Genomic DNA, 17,341 nt, shown 5'->3' on the forward strand with positions numbered 1-17,341 from the left:
AAAAAGGAGAGGGAGCTGCAATGGTGCCTTGTTCAGGTGCAAGATCTAATGGGTAAGAGACGAGTAACGGAGTTTACTTGTAGCTCGATCGGTCCCCTCTCCCTGTGGGAGAGGGTTAGGGTGAGGGGACACAATGCGAAAATGCGAAGAAGTTACTGGTTCTCCTCGCGTGCAAACAAGCGCGGGATCTCACGCAGGAACCAGGATTTAGCCTCGCCCATGCTGTCGCGCCGCCAGGCCATGATGATGTCCGCTTCACGGCTATATTCCGGCCCTACCACGCGCAAGCGCCCCTGCTCGATATCCTTCTCCACCATCTGATAAGGCATCGTGGCAACCCCCAGCCCAGCCAGCAAGGCGCGGCGCTTATCTTCGATGGTGCTCACCGTCAGGCGCTGCTGTTTATCCAGCAATTGTACCGTCAAGACTGGCCGCTCCCGCGCAGTATCTGCCACTGCAATACCACGGTATTTCACCCGAGTCAGCTCCGACAGCGGCTCCGGCTCAAGATGGATCGGATGTTCCGGTGCGGCAACGTACACGCTCATCACCTTATACAGCTTGCGGGTGTTGATTTCAGAAGAGGCGCGAAAGTGCATATCCGGCGCAATAACGATATCGGCCCGCCCTTGCTCCAGCCGCTCCCATGCCCCGGCCAGCACTTCTGTAAAGATCGAAACTTGGGTATTGGCCTTCAACGCCAGCTTATCGACCAAGGGGAACAGCTTATAGGCAGGGGATAGCGCTTCGCTGACGATGGTGAGATGGGTTTCCCACCCTCGTGCCAATGCCTCTGCATCGGTCGTCAGCTTGTCTGCCGCCTCGAGCAGTACGCGGCCACGCTCAAGCAGCATACGCCCAACATTGGTAAATTTGGTGCGATGTCCGGAGCGGTCAAACAGCACCACATCCAGTTCTTCTTCCAATTTTTGCATGGTGTAGCTGAGCGCCGAAGGCACTCGCCCCAGCTCATCGGCAGCGGCGGCAAAGCTGCCACGGCGGTCGATCGCATCCATAACCCTAAGCGCTTCAAGCGTTAACGCCCGATCTCTGGCCATCGAAACTCTCTATCAGGAAATTTGAATATACCGACCAGATTAACTGGCTAACAATCCGCCGTCCAGATGCTTACCATCAAGAGAATAAATTTAGAGAGCCGATTGCCATGATCACATGCAGAACAGCACAACAATGCGGGCAAGCTGACTTTGGTTGGCTGCAGGCTCGTTATACCTTTTCCTTTGGCCACTACTTCGATCCCAAGCTGATGGGCTATGCGTCGCTGCGGGTACTGAATCAAGAGGTATTAGCACCGGGTGCCGCCTTCCAGCCACGCACCTATCCCAACGTAGATATACTGAATCTGATCCTGCAGGGTGAAGCAGAATACCGGGACAGCGACGGCAATACCGTACGCGCAGCGGCAGGAGAGGCGTTATTGCTGGCTACGCAACCGGGGCTTAGCTATAGCGAACAGAACGTCAGCAGCAGCACGCCACTGACCCGGATGCAACTGTGGCTAGATGCCTGTCCGGAGCGCAGTAACGAGCGTGTGCAGCGTTTGAGCCTGCCAGATCAGCCCTATACGCTACTGGCCTCACCGGATGGTGCCCAAGGCAGCCTGCAACTGCGCCAACAGGTCTGGATACATCATTTGAACTTACCGGCGGGAGCACAGCAGACGCTTACTCTGCATGGGCCACGTGCCTACCTGCAATCGATCCACGGTACCATTGAGGTCAATGGCGACCATCACCAGAGCCAGCGCCTGACCTGTGGAGATGGTGCTTTTATCCGCGAGGAAAACCACCTCACCATCCAGGCCGAAGCGCCGCTACGTGCACTGCTGATTGATTTGCCAGTGTAGGATATAGATAAAGAAAACCCCCGCGCGACTCTCGTCACGCGGGTTATCTGTATGGCCCGTAAACCCACTAGTCAAACCCAACAGCTGACTCCCGCAGCATACACATGGGGTTAATAGCTCATGTGTATCTCTGACCGCATGCCATAATTTCTATAGATTTATTAATATTCAATGCCATAACAATTACCAGACTAAACATCAAAAGATAATGTTGCTACCGTCGGTTTGGCTTTCTTCTGTATTACGCATAAATCAACAGTACCGCCAGGCGATCCCAGACTGGTGGCATCATGCATACTAGTCTTTCTCAAATATCCTGCTATCAACCCGTCACTTTCCACTTTGAAAACACACCTTATAGTTTTGAGACTCAAGGTATCAAAGCCCTTATTGAACCCGATGACTTACCTTTCAAATTGAGAAAATCGATATAGAGGTGATGTGATTGCACAAAAGCCGTGCCTACAACATGTGACGCACTCGTGTTCATCACACACAGATGGTATTGCTTATTATTGATGACTATCTATAATAAAGTTTTGATACGTATCATTGGACACAATTGGCATGAGTAAATGTTATACTATAAATGATAATATTTCATTTCACCCTGAAAGTGCTACCCTCTCATCTTCGTTGAGTGGTGCTCGCATTAAAATCAACGTACCAACAGCACAATTACTCGAGGCATTTGTCAATCGTGTTGGGTTGATAATATCTCAAAGTGATTTGTATTCAATTGCTTGGGGTGATAATGGTGTCAATGTCACACCAAATACCTTGTATCAAAATATTTCATTGCTGCGTAAAGCATTACAAGATATAGGGTTATCTGGGGACACGATCACGACGGTAAGAGGCAAAGGATTTATCTTTACGGTCGCCAAAGTTGCAGAGTGCGAAGTCGATATTGACCCTGAAGATGAAGTTAATGACGTTATTAGTGAAAATATTGCCCCTCATCGCCAAGATGAAAACTTAACAACCCAAAGTAAATATAAAAAACATAATATTGTGTTACTGGTCACCTCTATGTTTATTTTATTTGGGATTGTTATTTATTTTATTAACAAAAGCATTCCTAAAAGAATAATGGATTATCCTAAAAACTTCACATTTTTATCAAAATTTGATGAATGCAGTATATTTACCAGCACTGAATTACATAACTTGGGAAGTCAAGAGAAAATCAACGCTTTTCTAAGTACACAATCATTAGAGTGTAAAACGTACCCTTATATTTACTTAAACTACACATCAAGGCACCCTACAATATCAGTCATTTCTTGTGAGCATGAAGTCAATTATAGCAAGAAAAATAATTGTAAAACTGAAATATTCGTCAATCATGGTGGTTTAAATGAAATTAAACACTAAATATACACTCCCGATTCTCATCGCTGTCATCATGATTGTTTCAGCTATCGCTTATGCTTATTTTTTAGTGGATGACAACAATAAAAAACTTAATTGCCACGGCGTTCATTATACGTATAGTAAAGATTTCAACATTAAGTCTAATGTTGAGATTAATTTTTATAGTAAAAATGGTTATATGATTATCAATGGCGTTGTTACTAATAATAACACCCCTTATCAATTAACCCGTAAGATATTATTTGACATCTCCGATATTGATAGTAAAACGGTTTTGACTTTTACTGCAATTGAAATTAGTCTTTCAGATGAAGTGAGCCGAACAGATCTTGAGAAAATGCTACCTAGTTTTATGTCTCAGGTTGGTAGTAATATCTTAATTTCCATTTATCGAGTTAACGATAATAATTATATTATTGAATCTAATGATGTGGCGAGTTTTCTTTGCAATAAGGATTAGTTTATTGAGAGTTCTACTTAAGCGGTGGCATAGACGTTCCTATTTAAAACAGAGAGAATTTAACTGTTTTATTCGATTCTATGCCATAGTTTTCCTCTAAGGTTATCTGAATATTAATCAAATCTTAATTAGATAACCCTACGTTAAAATCCCCCCCCATCCGAACTCCGTATGAGTTGTGACTTACCTATACTAAAATTATATAATTATCTTTAATTACAATCAGATATAGAACTTGATCGCCGCTTTGGCATGGGCCTCTCTCTATGAATTCATTAACTACTCTTTTATTAAGACTTTATAATTTATACTATTTTTTAACTTATGCTTTACTTGCTACTCTAATTTATCAGCTCGCATATTGATGAAAACAAGAAACAACTTTTAAGTAAAGTCTGGGCAATAAGCTTAAAACAATAAGGTTTTTATTTAATGAAAGACACCGCCTTTGCAAATAAATTTTACTTTATATTAAAAATAATACTCTCTATTGCTTTTGTCTCTTCAGCTTTATTTTTACTATTGAAATTTAGGGTTGATAAAAGTGATATTATTATTTGCAATGCGAACATGGCCATTCATAGAGCAGAACTGGGGTTAATGACAGAACTGACGCTCGAATTTTCAATAAATGATAAAAATGGCATTGTCTATATTGATGGCATTGTTTATAAAAACAATGAAAGAATAGGCACGGTAAGCCGAAGAACATTTTTTGATGTGACTACGATTAATGATGATTTTTTATTAACATCAAAGAAAAACTGGGTGACTGAAACCAATGATGTGGACGAATCCTTGTTTTTAGACCTGATGTTATCGCGATTTTATTTAGTTGATGATTACCCTATGGTTTTTTTCTTCGCTAAGAATCGTAATGGAAGTTATTACATCTCAACCAAAACAATGCCCTATGTATACTGCTCTATTTTTTTAAAAGATGAGTAGAACTAATACTTTTAGTAATAGATATCTATCTGCACATTGAGAGTTTCATTGCTGGTCACTTTTGCTTATATTTTATCCATTCATACTTAGACATCTATCAACCTTATTCCCACGCTTTTGGATAAGACGATTATGTGCAAGAAACTGGCTTCAAAAACTAGCCTCCGCAGGAGAACTTAGAGGTCATGCTTCAAACATTTTCAGGCTAAAATTCTACATTTCTCTTTTTAAATAACACACTTATTAATGATAATAAATCCTTTTAAATCAATTTGTTAAAACAATATTTCGTTAAAGAAAAACCTGAAGAGTCTTAACTAAACCTTAATGAGACTAAATCATTAAGTTTATCGCTCCCTCTAGGGCACACTCAAAATCCTTAATCAACGTGTTACTGGAGAAATAAAACCATGCGTACAACACTTTTAACTTTGTCACCTGCTGCTTTGTTACTATTAGCCTCAACTGGAACGGCCCTTGCAGCTGGTTCTTCGAGTAATGCCATGATCACGATAGAAGCTAACATCGTCACTGCGACCTGTGATGTTTCCGTGACCGATCGGTTGAACCTGGGTAACCATAGAAAAGATGTTTTCACCGTCGCCAATAGTTTTATTGATACGACCGCACAAAGTTTTGATGTGAGAATTTCGAATTGTGAGGAGCCGTTAGCGGAGGGTGATACCGCGAGTTTGCGCATTGCGGGTTCGACATTAAGTGGTGGCAACAACAATATCTTTAACACCAATAATAGATCCAATATCGGGGTCATGGTCAAACATAATGGCACCATCTTGCAAAGTGGAGACCACATTCCTGTCGGAACTGCGGGTGGCACGCCAGCAATTGGCGACTTTGAAAAGTCGATTCCTTTAAGCGTCGCGTTGGCAACAAATAATATCTCAGCCATCGCAAATGAAAATATTAGTGTACCCATCACATTTAGCTTTATTTATAACTAACCATTTCTGATGGCAGGTGACGATAACTCCCTGCCATCAGGCAAGAGGAGTTTGAACCATGAGATTTTTATTTCGCACACTGTCTTTGCTATTTGTTGGTATGGCGGCGAATCAAACCGTACAAGCCGGCGGATTTGGTATTAGTAACACTCGACTCATTTACCTAGAGGGAGCGTCAAGTGTTTCACTCACTTTACGCAATACGCAGTCGGACTCTCCTTATTTAGTGCATACCACCGTCAGTGCTTCTGTTGATGGGAAAGGGGCTGCGCCTTTTCTGGTGAGCCCTCCACTGTTTCGCCTGGAACCCAATAGTAGCAACCAGATTCGGATTTCTGCCCATGGTGGGGCTTTACCTAGTGACCGTGAGTCAGTTTTCTATATTAATGCACGGGCGATACCAAGTAGCACTGCTGGAACAGAAGATGACCAACAGCAGAAAGTGGGTGGTGAAGTAAAACTGGGCGTGGCAAATGTTATCAAGCTGTTTTATCGCCCTTCAGGGTTAACCCCGTCCGTCACCGATGCGCATAAGAACCTACAAATTACCTTGGTGAAAGAGGGATTACAGGTTTATAACGCCTCACCCTATTTTATTAACTTTGCCGGCATTCGTTTTGGCGGAGAGGCGCTGTCTTTGGCAAGCCCTGGAGCCAATATGATGGCCCCTTTCAGTAGCCACATCTTTACGACCAAAGTCAAACAAGGGGAGGTCGACTGGCGGGTAATTAACGACCTTGGAGGTATCGATGCCTTTACTAAAATGGTGCCGTAACGCGAGCCTTCTCATCTGTGTTGTCACTATACAGGGACAAGCGGCTGAAATAGTGGATTTCCGCGCAACCATTGTTCCTGGAACTTGCGAAATCAAGCTAGATAAAGAAATTTTGCAGTTGGGAAGCATCCAGGCAAATTCGTTGTCATCGGGAGCCGTTGCTGCATCCGATACTTTCTCTCTGGCAGTACAAAATTGTAGCGGGACGGGAGCCAACCACCAAAAACCGGTAATCCAAGTCACTGGGAATGGTGATAACAATAACGGTAAATGGCTGTTTCGTGATCCTGACTCAGAGGCTCAAGGGGTTGGTGTATTGCTAACTCAACAGACGAATGCCGTTCGCGATGGTGACAAACTGCAATTTCAGGGGATAGTTCCGCCAGCCGCAGGTGCCACCATGGCGTTTTCCGCAGGGGTCGCTTGTATTGACTCTGGGGGGTGTCATCCATCAGCCGGTAAACTCGTTGCTCGAGTGACCTTTAATTTTCTTTACGATTAAGAGCTCATTATGACCCAAGCCCTTTGTTTCCGGGACCTGAAAATTATCAGCGGCTTACTCCTTAGCCTCTGGGGAAATATCGTTTTTGCTGCTGATGGCGGAATAAGCCTTGGACAAACGCGGGTCATATTTAATGAAACCGATCGGGCGCGTACCGTCCAGATTAAGAATAGCGGAGATAAAACGTATTTAATTCAGTCTCTGGTACAGTTGGGCCAAGATAATCAACAGGCAGCTCCATTTATCGTGACGCCGCCATTATTCCGCCTGGAGCCGAATAGCCGCAACTCTCTGCGTATTATGCGCCAGAATGCAGGGAAATTATCGCAGCAACATGAGTCGGTGTTTTATTTATCGGTTCTGGCGATCCCGGCTAAAACCTCTGAGCTTACAGAGCAGGCTCAGCTCTCAATGGGAATTCGTTTTTCTATTAAGCTGTTCTATCGCCCTGCGGGATTGACTATGTCCCCGGAAGAGGCTTACTGCAAATTACAGTTTACCCAAGTCGCTAATGGTGTACGTGTTGAGAACCCCACACCCTATTTTTTAACGCTGGGCCAATTGAATATTAATCAAAGCGCAGTCAGTTTCAAGCAGCACCCGGCAATGATTGCTCCTCATGGCAATCAAATTTATCCAGTGACTTCACCGTTGGCTATGGCTGACTGGCGAATGATTACCGATTACGGGATACTTTCGCAGAAATGCGAATATTCACCACCATAATTTATGGAGAATAAATGAAAAGTTTCTTTACTCGCCTATCATTAATAATGACAGGAGGCTTACTGATGCTGAACAGTTTATCGGTGAGCGCCAATCAGGCTGAATCCAAAGGTATTTCATTTTATGTGATGCGGGTTATTTACCCGGAGAAAGCCAGCCAAGGGGTTGCATTAACCGTCTATAACAAAAGCGATCAGCCTTTTTTAATGCAATCTTGGATCCGTGCTATGGATCCGCAAACTGGCGGTGTTGTACCGCAGGGTAAAGTCGCGACTCCGATGCCTTTTATTGTCACCCCGCCACTACAACGGCTAGAGCCTAATAGTGATTTAACCTTGCGTATTCGCCGCACGGGAGGGGAGTTACCGCAGGATAGGGAGTCCGTCTTTTATATTGCCACTAAGGCGATACCGTCAAAACCTGAGAATACGTCGAAAAACGGCGGCCAATTAACGTTAGCTGTCGTCAGCAATCTTAAACTCTTTTATCGCCCGTCCGGTCTGCCGGACAGTGGAGTAGCCGGTGCAGCCCCACAATTACGCTTCCATCTGGAGGGTAATACGCTGGTTGCTGAGAATCCTACGCCGTTTTGGTTGACATTTTCCCGGTTAAAAGTCGGTAACCACTTGTTCGATAAGGCGGCTATGCGCCTGATGGTGCCACCTAAAGGGCAGCAACGTTATAACTTGCCTGCGGGTACCAAGGGGGCAGTTGAGTGGCAATTGCTCGATGAGACAGCATGGGATACGCCACTAGAGCAACAAAAATCACTGACTGGCTTATCTCGGCAATGAGAGCCCGTTTATCGATGAACTACTTTAACTGCTGGTAAATCCTATGTTTTTAATTCCAATGCAGCGTATTGGCAAAACATAAACACCAGGTTGAGCTGAATATCATGAAACTATACGTTGGAAGGGTAAAAATATCACCTATATTCACAGGTGCAATATTATTTACATCTGTCTTGCCCGCTTGGGGCCGGGATTATTTTGATGCCGGGCTGCTAATGCTTGATCAAGAACAGTCGGCAAAAGTAGATCTGACTCAATTTGAAACTACCGGTCAGGTGCCCGAAGGGGACTATCTGGTGACGATATTTGTTAACCAAACTGAGCGCGGCGAACAAAATATCACTTTCAAAAAAGGCGCAGGGGGCAAGGTTGAGCCATCCCTCACGCCAGAGCTATTGAATGAGTTAGGTGTGAACACTACTGCACTGGCGACTTTCTCAAATTTGCCATTGGATCAACCAGTGGAGGATTTGCCTGCCTTAATCCCTCATGCGCAGGTGCAATTTTCACTGGCCAAGTTGCGGCTGGATCTCAGTATCCCCCAAGTTGCCATGCAGCCGAATAGTAGCAATCAGGTGGATCCCTCATTGTGGAATCAAGGTATTCCGGCATTTTTGCTTAATTATAATTTGAACGGCAGCCGTAGCCGACGTTCTTCCCAATCCGATCTGGGAACAACAGAGCAAACAAACTTCTTTGCCAATTTACGCGCGGGGTTGAACTTTGATGCCTGGCGTTTACGCAGCCTTATTACCCATAGCCGGAACACGACCAATGGTGATAATCGTGCGGGTGAAAGTACGCAAGACACCCAGTTTATCAATACCTATCTACAGCGGGATATCCAGCCTTGGCACTCGGAAATATTGGCCGGTGAAAGCAGCAGCGGAGGGGATATTTTTGACAGTGTTCCGTTTCGTGGCGTCAAACTGAATTCAACCGAGGAGATGTTGCCCAATAACCTGCGAGGCTTTGCACCGGTCATCTCCGGTATTGCGCAGAGTAATGCCAGGGTAACAGTAAGCCAGAATGGTAACATATTTTATCAAACCTATGTTGCACCAGGTCCATTTACGCTCACTGACCTGGGGCAAAGTGGTTCTTCTGGTGATTTGACGGTAACGATAACCGAAGCTGATGGCTCGGTTCGCACCCAGACGGTTGCCTATTCAACACTACCGGTAATGTTACGCCCAGGTGCCTTCAAGTATGAGCTGACCGGTGGCAAATATAATGGCAGCACTACGGTTGGCTCGCAGGAATCAACCTTCGGGCTAGGCACTCTGGTTTATGGCCTGCCCTATAACCTCACTCTGTATGGCGGCGGGCTGGTCGCAGATGATTACTTCTCAGGCGTCGTGGGGAGCGGGCTGTCGTTAGGGAGTTTTGGGGCTCTGTCTGCGGATGTGACTCACTCGAACGCAAAACTCAAGGACATGGATGACCGGCAGCGGGGAGAATCCTATCGGTTGCGCTATGCCAAGAATATTGCCAGTACCGGCACATCCATAGATGTCGCGACGATGCGTTACTCGACCCGTGACTATTACAGTTTTTCCGATGTTAACAACAATGGCTACCAACTACGTGACGATCAACTTCCCTGGTCACAAGACCGTAAGCGTAATAGTTACCAACTGCGGTTATCGCAGAATATGGGTGATTTAGGGTCGCTCTATCTCTCTGGGATGCGGGATAACTTTTGGGATAACGGCAAGGTCAACAACAACCTGACTGCGGGTTATACCAATAGCTACCGAGGGGTGTCTTACGGTGTGAATTACAGCATTGATCGCATTAAAGGTGACAACAGCTGGCCGGAGAACAGACAGTTATCGATGAACGTTCAAGTACCCTTAAGCTTGTTCAGTGGCTCATCACTGGCTGACCGCACCTTCGCCAGCTATCAGATGACCAATAACAATCAAGGCAGCGTTCAGCATCAGGCAGGTATCAACGGGACCGCCATGGATGACCGCCTTTCTTACGGTGTGACACAAGGCTGGTCTAACGACGGCAGCAGTGACATGGGATCGGTGAATACCGGTTATCGTGGCAGCAAGGGCATCGCGAATTTGGGATATAGCTATGGTAGTGGCTATAGCGCAGTGAATATGAATGCCAGCGGCGGAGTAGTGGCACATGCCGAAGGGGTTACATTGAGTCAACCTCTGGGTGATACCGTTGCCTTAGTGAGTGCACCAGGCGCCGGGGGAAGTAAGGTGATGAGCGGTAATAATCGGGTGGACAGCCGTGGTTATGCGGTAGTGCCTTATCTCTCAAACTACCAGCGCAATAATATTAGCCTGGACCCATCAACCCTCCCTGAGAGCGTTGATATGACGCATTCAAGCCAAAATGTCTACCCGACTAAAGGCGCGGTAGTTAAGGCTAACTTTGCCACGCGCATCGGGTATCAGGCAGTGATCACGTTGAGTCACAGTGGCGGATTAATACCTTTTGGCGCCGTGGTTGCCGTTGAAGGGAGCGCGAGTGAAGAGCCACATACCAGTATTGTTGGCGATGCCGGGCAGGTCTATCTTAGCGGGCTGCCGGAAAGTGGTCGTCTACAGGTTAAATGGGGTAAGGATACGGGCCAGCAATGCAATGTAGCGTTCAATTTGGCGAACACGCCAGCCCCGTCGTCGGCTAATCCTATCCGTCATTTGCCATTACGTTGTGGTGTTTAACATGTTAAGCACACAGAATTCACTCTATAGAGGGTTAAACACAGTGACAGATAAAATAAACGCCAATGGTTTTACGTGGTTACGCACAGGGCTTTGTCTGCTGTCGTTGGGTGCTATTATGCCATCGCAGGCAGTCACCATTGATATTGGCAGTGGTAGCCAGGAATGGCTCGGTCCACCTATTAGTGGGAGCTTTACTGCACAGACTGGAGCGTACTCTCAATCTACCAAACTTGATCCAAGTTATGCCTTTGCCGGCATCTCTCTGTCAGGTTCGTCATCGTGTTTGTCTCCTAGCCAAATGACTGATATTGGCGGATTACAGACATATCAGATTGCCCAAGGGATTTTTGTGATTCCTCAGATAACCTTCTCTATTTCTTATCAGCTAAATAGTGGAATCACAGAAACCATGAGTGGAACTATTGGTAAACCGGAAACAAAGGGAGTTACTAACACAGGAGCAGGTTCTCCGGTTACACCCTTGCCAAATTCAGTCTGGTGTTTAACGCCTAGAGGATATGAGATAGACTCATTTTTCAAGGAAAATAGCACGCGAACTACCACGGTAAGCGGTAACTGGGTCATCATCACCGATGGAAGTCAGCAAGATGGTATATATAATATGCCTAGTGGTTTCTTTCAAAACCGCGTCATAATCCCCAATGAAAGTGAGTCTTTATATATAGCTAGCAACCAAGTTAGAGTCTCCACTCGACAATGTTCGATTAATATTAATAACTCGATCGACTTTGGCGAGGTAGAACATAATTCGACTATCAGGGCTGAATTAGGAAGAGTGAACGACAGTCTGGTGGTGGGTTGCACGCAGAGCAGCGTTAATCCCGCAGCGAATATTAACGTGAAATTTCAGTCTAACTCAGGTTTTTACGACGGTGAAGCCACTCGATTGTCTCTCAATGAGGGAGGCGGTTATATCACGGGTGAAATAGCAGGAATAACCGGCGTTGACAATGGAGCCTGCAATTCGACGGGAGGGCTGAAGTTTAATAGTGATCCTATAAGATTAGGTTCAATAGGTACAGGTGCAGGCAACGTGAGCTTTCCAAATGAACTAACCTGGCGACTTTGTTCCGGGGGCAGTACATTACCGGTTGGCAACGTCAGCGCCTCAGCAACTGTCGATGTTATCTTTAATTGATGGACAAACAGTTTCAAGGAAGTGAACAACGGTTGGTGTATCCCAGGTGTCTATCACTGTGACGTGAAATACGCTTGGGACACACCAACCCACTGTTTTTAAAGAGGAGTGGAGTTGACCGGTAAGCCGGGTTCTGTCGTGGACAGTCATTCCTCTAGGCCAGCAATCGCTCACTGGCTCAAGCAGCCTACCCGGGTTCAGTACGGGCCGTACCATGTGAACCCCTATTTGGCCTTGCTCCAGGTGGAGTTTACCGTGCCACGGACTGTTGCCAGCCGCGCGGTGCGCTCTTACCGCACCCTTTCACCCTTACCTGATCCCGCTTGCGCGGGCCATCGGCGGTTTGCTCTCTGTTGCACTAGTCGTAGGCTTGCGCCTCCCAGGCGTTACCTGGCACCCTGCCCTATGGAGCCCGGACTTTCCTCCCCTCCATCTGTCTCCCCCGAAGAGGACGGCAATGAAGCGGCGACTGTCTGGTCAACTCCGGCGCGGATAGTAGCGTTGCAGCGCCTGTAGGTCAACCGCTTTACTGTTCCTGCTGCTCCAGCGCATGTTTATACAGCGCATTTTTCTTCACGCCGTGGATCTCTGCGGTTAACGCTGCCGCCTTTTTCAACGGCAACTCTTTTTGCAGCAGAGCCAGGGTACGCAGCGCTTCAAGCGGCAAGTCGTCTTCCTGCGCCTTGTGGCCTTCCACAATCAGCACCATCTCCCCGCGGCGGCGCATCTCATCTTCCAGCACCCAGGCCAGCAGTTCCCCCACTGGGGCACCGTGAATCGATTCCCAGGTTTTGGTCAGTTCACGCGCCAGCACCACATAACGCTGCGGCCCCCACACGGTAACCATGTCCTGCAAACTTTCCAGCAAACGGTGGGTAGATTCGTAGAAAATCAGCGTTCGCGGTTCCTCTGCCAGCGCCAGCAGGGTATCCTTACGGCCTTTGGTTTTGGCTGGCAGGAAGCCTTCATAGCAGAAACGATCGGAAGCCACACCGGCGGCACACAACGCGGTGGTGGCAGCACAGGCGCCCGGCAGCGGCACGACGCGGATCCCCGCTTCACGGCAACGGCGCACCAGGTGGTAACCCGGATCGTTAATCAGTGGCGTGCCTGCGTCACTCACCAGTGCTATGCTTTGGCCTTCCTGCAGTTTTGCCAGCAGTTGGTCCGCCTTCTGCTGTTCGTTATGGTCGTGCAGCGCAAACAACCGCGCGCTAATAGCAAAGTGTTGCAGCAGCAACCCGGTATGGCGCGTATCTTCCGCCGCAATCAGATCGACGCTTTTCAGTACCTCTATGGCCCGATGAGTCATATCCCCCAGGTTGCCGATGGGGGTGGGCACCACGTACAGTGTCGAGGCAGAAATAGCTGATTGTTGGTGTTGATTCATTGTTTCATCCGGATTGCCGATTTAATATTGAGCATCTTGAAAAAAACATCACTGGATACAGTATGCTTTCCTCAACATTCCTTCGTACCAAAGCAGGGCGATTAGTACCTGTTGTACTGGCAGCCTTGCTGTTAGCTGGTTGTCCAAGTCAGGTTCCACAAACTCCGCCCTCAAATATCCAGGACGAAGCCAGTGCCAACTCTGATTACTATCTGCAGCAGTTGCAGCAAAGCAGCGATGATAACAAGGCTGACTGGCAATTACTTGCGATTCGCGCATTAACTCGCGAAGGCAAGCTGCCGCAGGCCAACGAGCAACTGAGCACCTTGCCGCAAAACCTGACGAGTACACAACAGCTTGAGCGCCAGCTATTGAGCGCAGAACTGCAGGTGGCCAACAAGAATTTGAGCGCAGCCCGCGATGCGCTGAATAACATCGACAGCAGCGCGCTGTCACCAAATCAGCTGGTTCGCCTGTATCAGGCGCAGATCGCGGCAAATCAGGGCCAAGCCTCACTGCCGCTGATCCGCGCCTATATTGCCCAGGAGCCGTTACTAAGCGGCCAGGCTCATCAGGTTAACCTGGATAAAACCTGGCAAACGCTGCTTGGCCTGAAATCGGCCGACATGAACAGCCTGGTGATTAACGCCAACGAAAACGTGCTGCAAGGTTGGCTGGATCTGTTACGAGTCTATCAGGACAACCGTCAGGATCCCGATCTGCTGAAGGCCGGGATCAAAGACTGGCAGAACCGCTATCCGCAGAATCCTGCGGCGAAAAGCCTGCCAACGCAGTTGAATCAGGTGCTGAATTTCACCCAGGCTTCAACTTCGCATATCGCCCTGCTGCTGCCGCTGAACGGCCAGGCCAAGGTGTTTGCCGATGCGATCCAACAGGGCTTTAACGCAGCGCAAAGTGGCATAACGCTCGCCGCGCCGGTTCAGGCACCGCAACCAACCGTTAATCCAGACCAGACTGTGGCAGCTACGCCAGACAATGCCAACGGTGCCGTAAGTACTTCAGCCCCTGCGGCGGATGCAACTCAGGTAGCCGCAGTACAACCTGCTACCCCTGCTCCGGTACCCGTCACTCCAGCCCCGGCAACCGGCGGGCAGGTGAAGGTCTACGACACCACCAGCCAGCCTCTGCCAGCGCTGTTGGCTCAAGCCCAGCAGGATGGCGCAACCCTGATCGTAGGCCCGCTGTTGAAGGCCGAAGTTGATCAACTCGCCACCACCTCAACGACGTTGAACGTGCTGGCACTCAACCAGCCTGAGCAGCCAAAGGACAGCCCGAATATCTGTTACTTCGCCCTGTCACCGGAGGATGAAGCCCGCGACGCCGCCCGCCATATCTGGGAACAGCAAAAACGCCAGCCGTTACTGCTGCTGCCACGCGGCGCGTTTGGCGATCGCATTGCCAAAGCCTTCACCGAAGAGTGGCAGAAACTCGGTGGCCAGACCGTGCTGCAGCAAGGGATTGGTTCTGCCGGTGAGCTACGTCAGATGGTCAACAGCGGTGGGATCCGCATGAGCGGCACCCCGGTGGCCTCACAGGCTCCAGCGCAGCAGTCGGTGACTATCGCTGGCCTGACTATTCCAGCGCCGCCAAGCGATATCCCGGCCTCTACAGGCGGCGGCGTAGACTCGGTGTATATCGTCGCCACGCAAGACCAGTTGACGCTGATCAAGCCGATGATCGACATGACCACCAGCTCTCGTAGCAAACCTGCCATGTTTGCCAGCTCGCGCAGCTATCAGGCCGGCGCTGGCCCGGACTTCCGCCTGGAGATGGAAGGCCTGCAATTCAGTGATATTCCTCTGCTGGCAGGGGCCAATCCACAGTTGCAGCAGCAAGCCACCGCCAAATTCCGTAACGACTACTCCCTGGTGCGTCTCTACGCCATGGGGATGGATGCCTGGACATTGGCCAACCACTTTGCTCAAATGCGCCAGTTGCCAGGATTCCAGGTTTCAGGCACCACCGGTGTGCTGACATCTTCACCTAACTGTGTGATCACCAGGAAACTGACTTGGCTGCAATACCGCCAGGGCTCGGTCGTTCCGGTCTCCTGAGTCAACGCGCCAAGGGAGCGGGCTATGAGATCCAGGCCCGCCAATACCTGGAGCGCGCCGGGCTTACCTTCACCGCTGCCAACGTGGCGGTACGTGGGGGTGAGCTCGATCTCATCATGCGTGATGGTCAAACCTGGGTGTTCGTCGAAGTCCGCTACCGCCGCAACGCCGCCTTTGGTGACGCAGCGGCCAGCGTGACTTACCGCAAGCAACGGCGATTGCTGCATGCCGCCGCCGTTTGGCTGGCAGGGCGAGGAGCCAGTTTTGACACATCATCTTGCCGTTTTGATGTTTTAGCCATTACCGGTAGCCAGTTAGAATGGATACCCAATGCCTTCAATGCGGATTAAACCCTGTTGACCGGTGTATGCCGGCCCTTTGACCTAGTGGATTAAAACAACGTGCTGGATAGAATCAAAGTCTGTTTTACCGAGAGTATCCAAACCCAGATTGCGGCGGCGGAAGCCCTACCTGACGCGATATCCCGTGCCGCGATGACCCTGGTTCAATCGTTATTGAACGGCAACAAGATCCTGTGCTGTGGCAACGGCACCTCGGCGGCTAACGCTCAGCATTTTGCCGCCTGCATGATCAACCGCTTTGAAACCGAACGCCCTAGCCTGCCCGCGATCGCGCTAAACGCCGATAACGTGGTGCTGACCGCCATCGGCAACGATCGCCTGCATGATGAAATGTATGCCAAACAGGTGCGGGCACTCGGCCACGCCGGTGACGTGCTGCTGGCGATTTCCACCCGCGGCAATAGCCGTGATATTGTAAAAGCGGTCGAAGCTGCGGTAACGCGTGATATGACCATTGTTGCGCTTACCGGCTACGATGGCGGAGAGCTGGCGGGTTTACTTGGCCAGCAGGACGTGGAGATACGTATCCCCTCTCACCGCAGTGCACGCATTCAGGAGATGCATATGCTTACCGTCAATTGCCTATGCGACCTGATTGATAACACATTGTTCCCCCACCAGGACGATTAGAGGAACCGAGATGAAGCTAAGAGCCACATTTGCAGTGCTGTTCAGCGCCCTACTGCTGCAGGGTTGCGTCGCGGGCGTTGTCGTTGGCAGCGCCGCGGTTGCCACCAAAACGGCGACCGATCCACGCACCGTAGGCACACAGGTCGATGACGGCACGTTGGAAGCCCGGGTCGAAAATGCCATCAGCAAAGACCAGCAACTGAAGAAAGAAGCCCGTGTCGTAGCTACCGCCTATCAGGGCAAAGTGCTGCTGACCGGCCAGGCTCCTACTACCGAGCTCGCCAGCCGGGCGAAGCAGATCGCACTTGGCGTCGATGGTGCCGCTGAAGTGTATAACGAGATCCGCCAGGGCACACCGGTCAGCCTGGGCACCGCCTCTTCCGATACCTGGATCACCACCAAGGTACGTTCACAAATCCTGACCAGCGATACCGTCAAATCCTCGAACGTGAAGGTCACAACCGAAAACGGCGAAGTGTTCTTGTTAGGTTTGGTGACACAGCAGGAAGGCCAGTCTGCGGCGCAGATTGCCAGCCAGGTTAGCGGCGTGAAGCACGTGACAACAGCGTTTACCTACGTTAAATAATCTCGTGAGTCGGGGTGAGATCGGCGTTGTCCGCT

At 49.0% G+C, this 17,341-nt stretch carries 17 protein-coding genes and 1 other RNA gene; 15 read left to right on the forward strand and 3 right to left on the reverse strand.

All coding sequences use genetic code 11. From position 1 onward, the window contains the following. Positions 1-152 precede the first annotated feature (152 nt). On the reverse strand, positions 153-1,058 hold the full coding sequence (locus IMQ33_RS00005; protein ID WP_021180661.1) for a LysR family transcriptional regulator: 906 nt from the start codon (positions 1,056-1,058) through the stop codon (positions 153-155). A 107-nt stretch (positions 1,059-1,165) separates the two neighbouring features. On the opposite strand from IMQ33_RS00005, the gene IMQ33_RS00010 reads away from it, so the two are divergent. The 11 genes from IMQ33_RS00010 (at position 1,166) to IMQ33_RS00060 (ending at position 12,263) form a co-directional block, all read left to right on the forward strand. Then, a complete protein-coding gene (locus tag IMQ33_RS00010; RefSeq protein ID WP_196062988.1) occupies positions 1,166-1,867 on the forward strand; it encodes a pirin family protein in 702 nt (233 codons plus the stop codon). 567 nt (positions 1,868-2,434) lie between these two features. Then, a complete protein-coding gene (locus IMQ33_RS00015; protein WP_074423344.1) occupies positions 2,435-3,244 on the forward strand; it encodes a winged helix-turn-helix domain-containing protein in 810 nt (269 codons plus the stop codon). Further along, the gene (locus tag IMQ33_RS00020; RefSeq protein WP_230326860.1) at positions 3,228-3,704 is read left to right on the forward strand and encodes a hypothetical protein; all 477 of its coding nucleotides are present in this window, start codon (positions 3,228-3,230) and stop codon (positions 3,702-3,704) included. Before IMQ33_RS00015 ends, IMQ33_RS00020 begins: the two co-directional genes overlap by 17 nt. A gap of 432 nt (positions 3,705-4,136) precedes the next feature. Continuing rightward, complete coding sequence (locus IMQ33_RS00025) at positions 4,137-4,652, forward strand: hypothetical protein (RefSeq protein WP_196062289.1); 516 nt, start codon at positions 4,137-4,139, stop codon at positions 4,650-4,652. Positions 4,653-5,062: 410 nt separating this feature from the next. Continuing rightward, positions 5,063-5,614, forward strand: coding sequence for a hypothetical protein (locus IMQ33_RS00030; protein ID WP_196062290.1), 552 nt, complete (start codon positions 5,063-5,065; stop codon positions 5,612-5,614). Positions 5,615-5,672: 58 nt separating this feature from the next. Next, on the forward strand, positions 5,673-6,389 hold the full coding sequence (locus IMQ33_RS00035; RefSeq protein ID WP_196062291.1) for a molecular chaperone: 717 nt from the start codon (positions 5,673-5,675) through the stop codon (positions 6,387-6,389). Then, positions 6,364-6,891: a fimbrial protein gene (locus IMQ33_RS00040; protein ID WP_196062292.1), complete on the forward strand. Its 528-nt coding sequence runs from the start codon at positions 6,364-6,366 to the stop codon at positions 6,889-6,891. Before IMQ33_RS00035 ends, IMQ33_RS00040 begins: the two co-directional genes overlap by 26 nt. A gap of 9 nt (positions 6,892-6,900) precedes the next feature. Next, positions 6,901-7,617 (forward strand): molecular chaperone, encoded by a 717-nt coding sequence (locus IMQ33_RS00045; protein ID WP_196062293.1) that lies wholly within the window; start codon positions 6,901-6,903, stop codon positions 7,615-7,617. Between the two features lie 14 nt (positions 7,618-7,631). Next, complete coding sequence (locus IMQ33_RS00050) at positions 7,632-8,411, forward strand: molecular chaperone (RefSeq protein ID WP_196062294.1); 780 nt, start codon at positions 7,632-7,634, stop codon at positions 8,409-8,411. 104 nt (positions 8,412-8,515) lie between these two features. Beyond that, entirely contained in the window at positions 8,516-11,101 is a 2,586-nt protein-coding gene (locus tag IMQ33_RS00055; RefSeq protein ID WP_196062295.1) for a fimbria/pilus outer membrane usher protein, read from the forward strand. Between the two features lies 1 nt (position 11,102). Beyond that, a complete protein-coding gene (locus IMQ33_RS00060) occupies positions 11,103-12,263 on the forward strand; it encodes an adhesin (protein ID WP_196062296.1) in 1,161 nt (386 codons plus the stop codon). A gap of 106 nt (positions 12,264-12,369) precedes the next feature. Here IMQ33_RS00060 and rnpB read toward each other — a convergent pair. Beyond that, positions 12,370-12,748, reverse strand: an RNA gene (rnpB, locus tag IMQ33_RS00065) — RNase P RNA component class A. 41 nt (positions 12,749-12,789) lie between these two features. Continuing rightward, positions 12,790-13,653 carry a 16S rRNA (cytidine(1402)-2'-O)-methyltransferase gene (gene rsmI, locus IMQ33_RS00070; protein WP_021180663.1) on the reverse strand — a complete coding sequence of 288 codons (864 nt, stop codon included), beginning with the start codon at positions 13,651-13,653 and terminating at the stop codon, positions 12,790-12,792. Positions 13,654-13,715: 62 nt separating this feature from the next. On the opposite strand from rsmI, the gene IMQ33_RS00075 reads away from it, so the two are divergent. From IMQ33_RS00075 to dolP, 4 genes are read left to right on the forward strand one after another with little or no spacing between them, the layout of a single operon-like run. Beyond that, the gene (locus IMQ33_RS00075; protein ID WP_196062297.1) at positions 13,716-15,728 is read left to right on the forward strand and encodes a penicillin-binding protein activator; all 2,013 of its coding nucleotides are present in this window, start codon (positions 13,716-13,718) and stop codon (positions 15,726-15,728) included. Next, on the forward strand, positions 15,725-16,078 hold the full coding sequence (locus IMQ33_RS00080) for a YraN family protein (protein ID WP_024528160.1): 354 nt from the start codon (positions 15,725-15,727) through the stop codon (positions 16,076-16,078). Before IMQ33_RS00075 ends, IMQ33_RS00080 begins: the two co-directional genes overlap by 4 nt. 51 nt (positions 16,079-16,129) lie before the next feature. Next, positions 16,130-16,720 (forward strand): DnaA initiator-associating protein DiaA, encoded by a 591-nt coding sequence (gene diaA, locus IMQ33_RS00085; protein WP_025120033.1) that lies wholly within the window; start codon positions 16,130-16,132, stop codon positions 16,718-16,720. Between the two features lie 10 nt (positions 16,721-16,730). After that, complete coding sequence (dolP, locus tag IMQ33_RS00090) at positions 16,731-17,306, forward strand: division/outer membrane stress-associated lipid-binding lipoprotein (RefSeq protein WP_021180667.1); 576 nt, start codon at positions 16,731-16,733, stop codon at positions 17,304-17,306. Positions 17,307-17,341 lie beyond the last annotated feature (35 nt).

It is taken from the genome of Serratia sp. Res13-Sevr-LER1-36-b, from assembly GCF_015673035.1.
Classification (GTDB): domain Bacteria; phylum Pseudomonadota; class Gammaproteobacteria; order Enterobacterales; family Enterobacteriaceae; genus Chania; species Chania fonticola_C.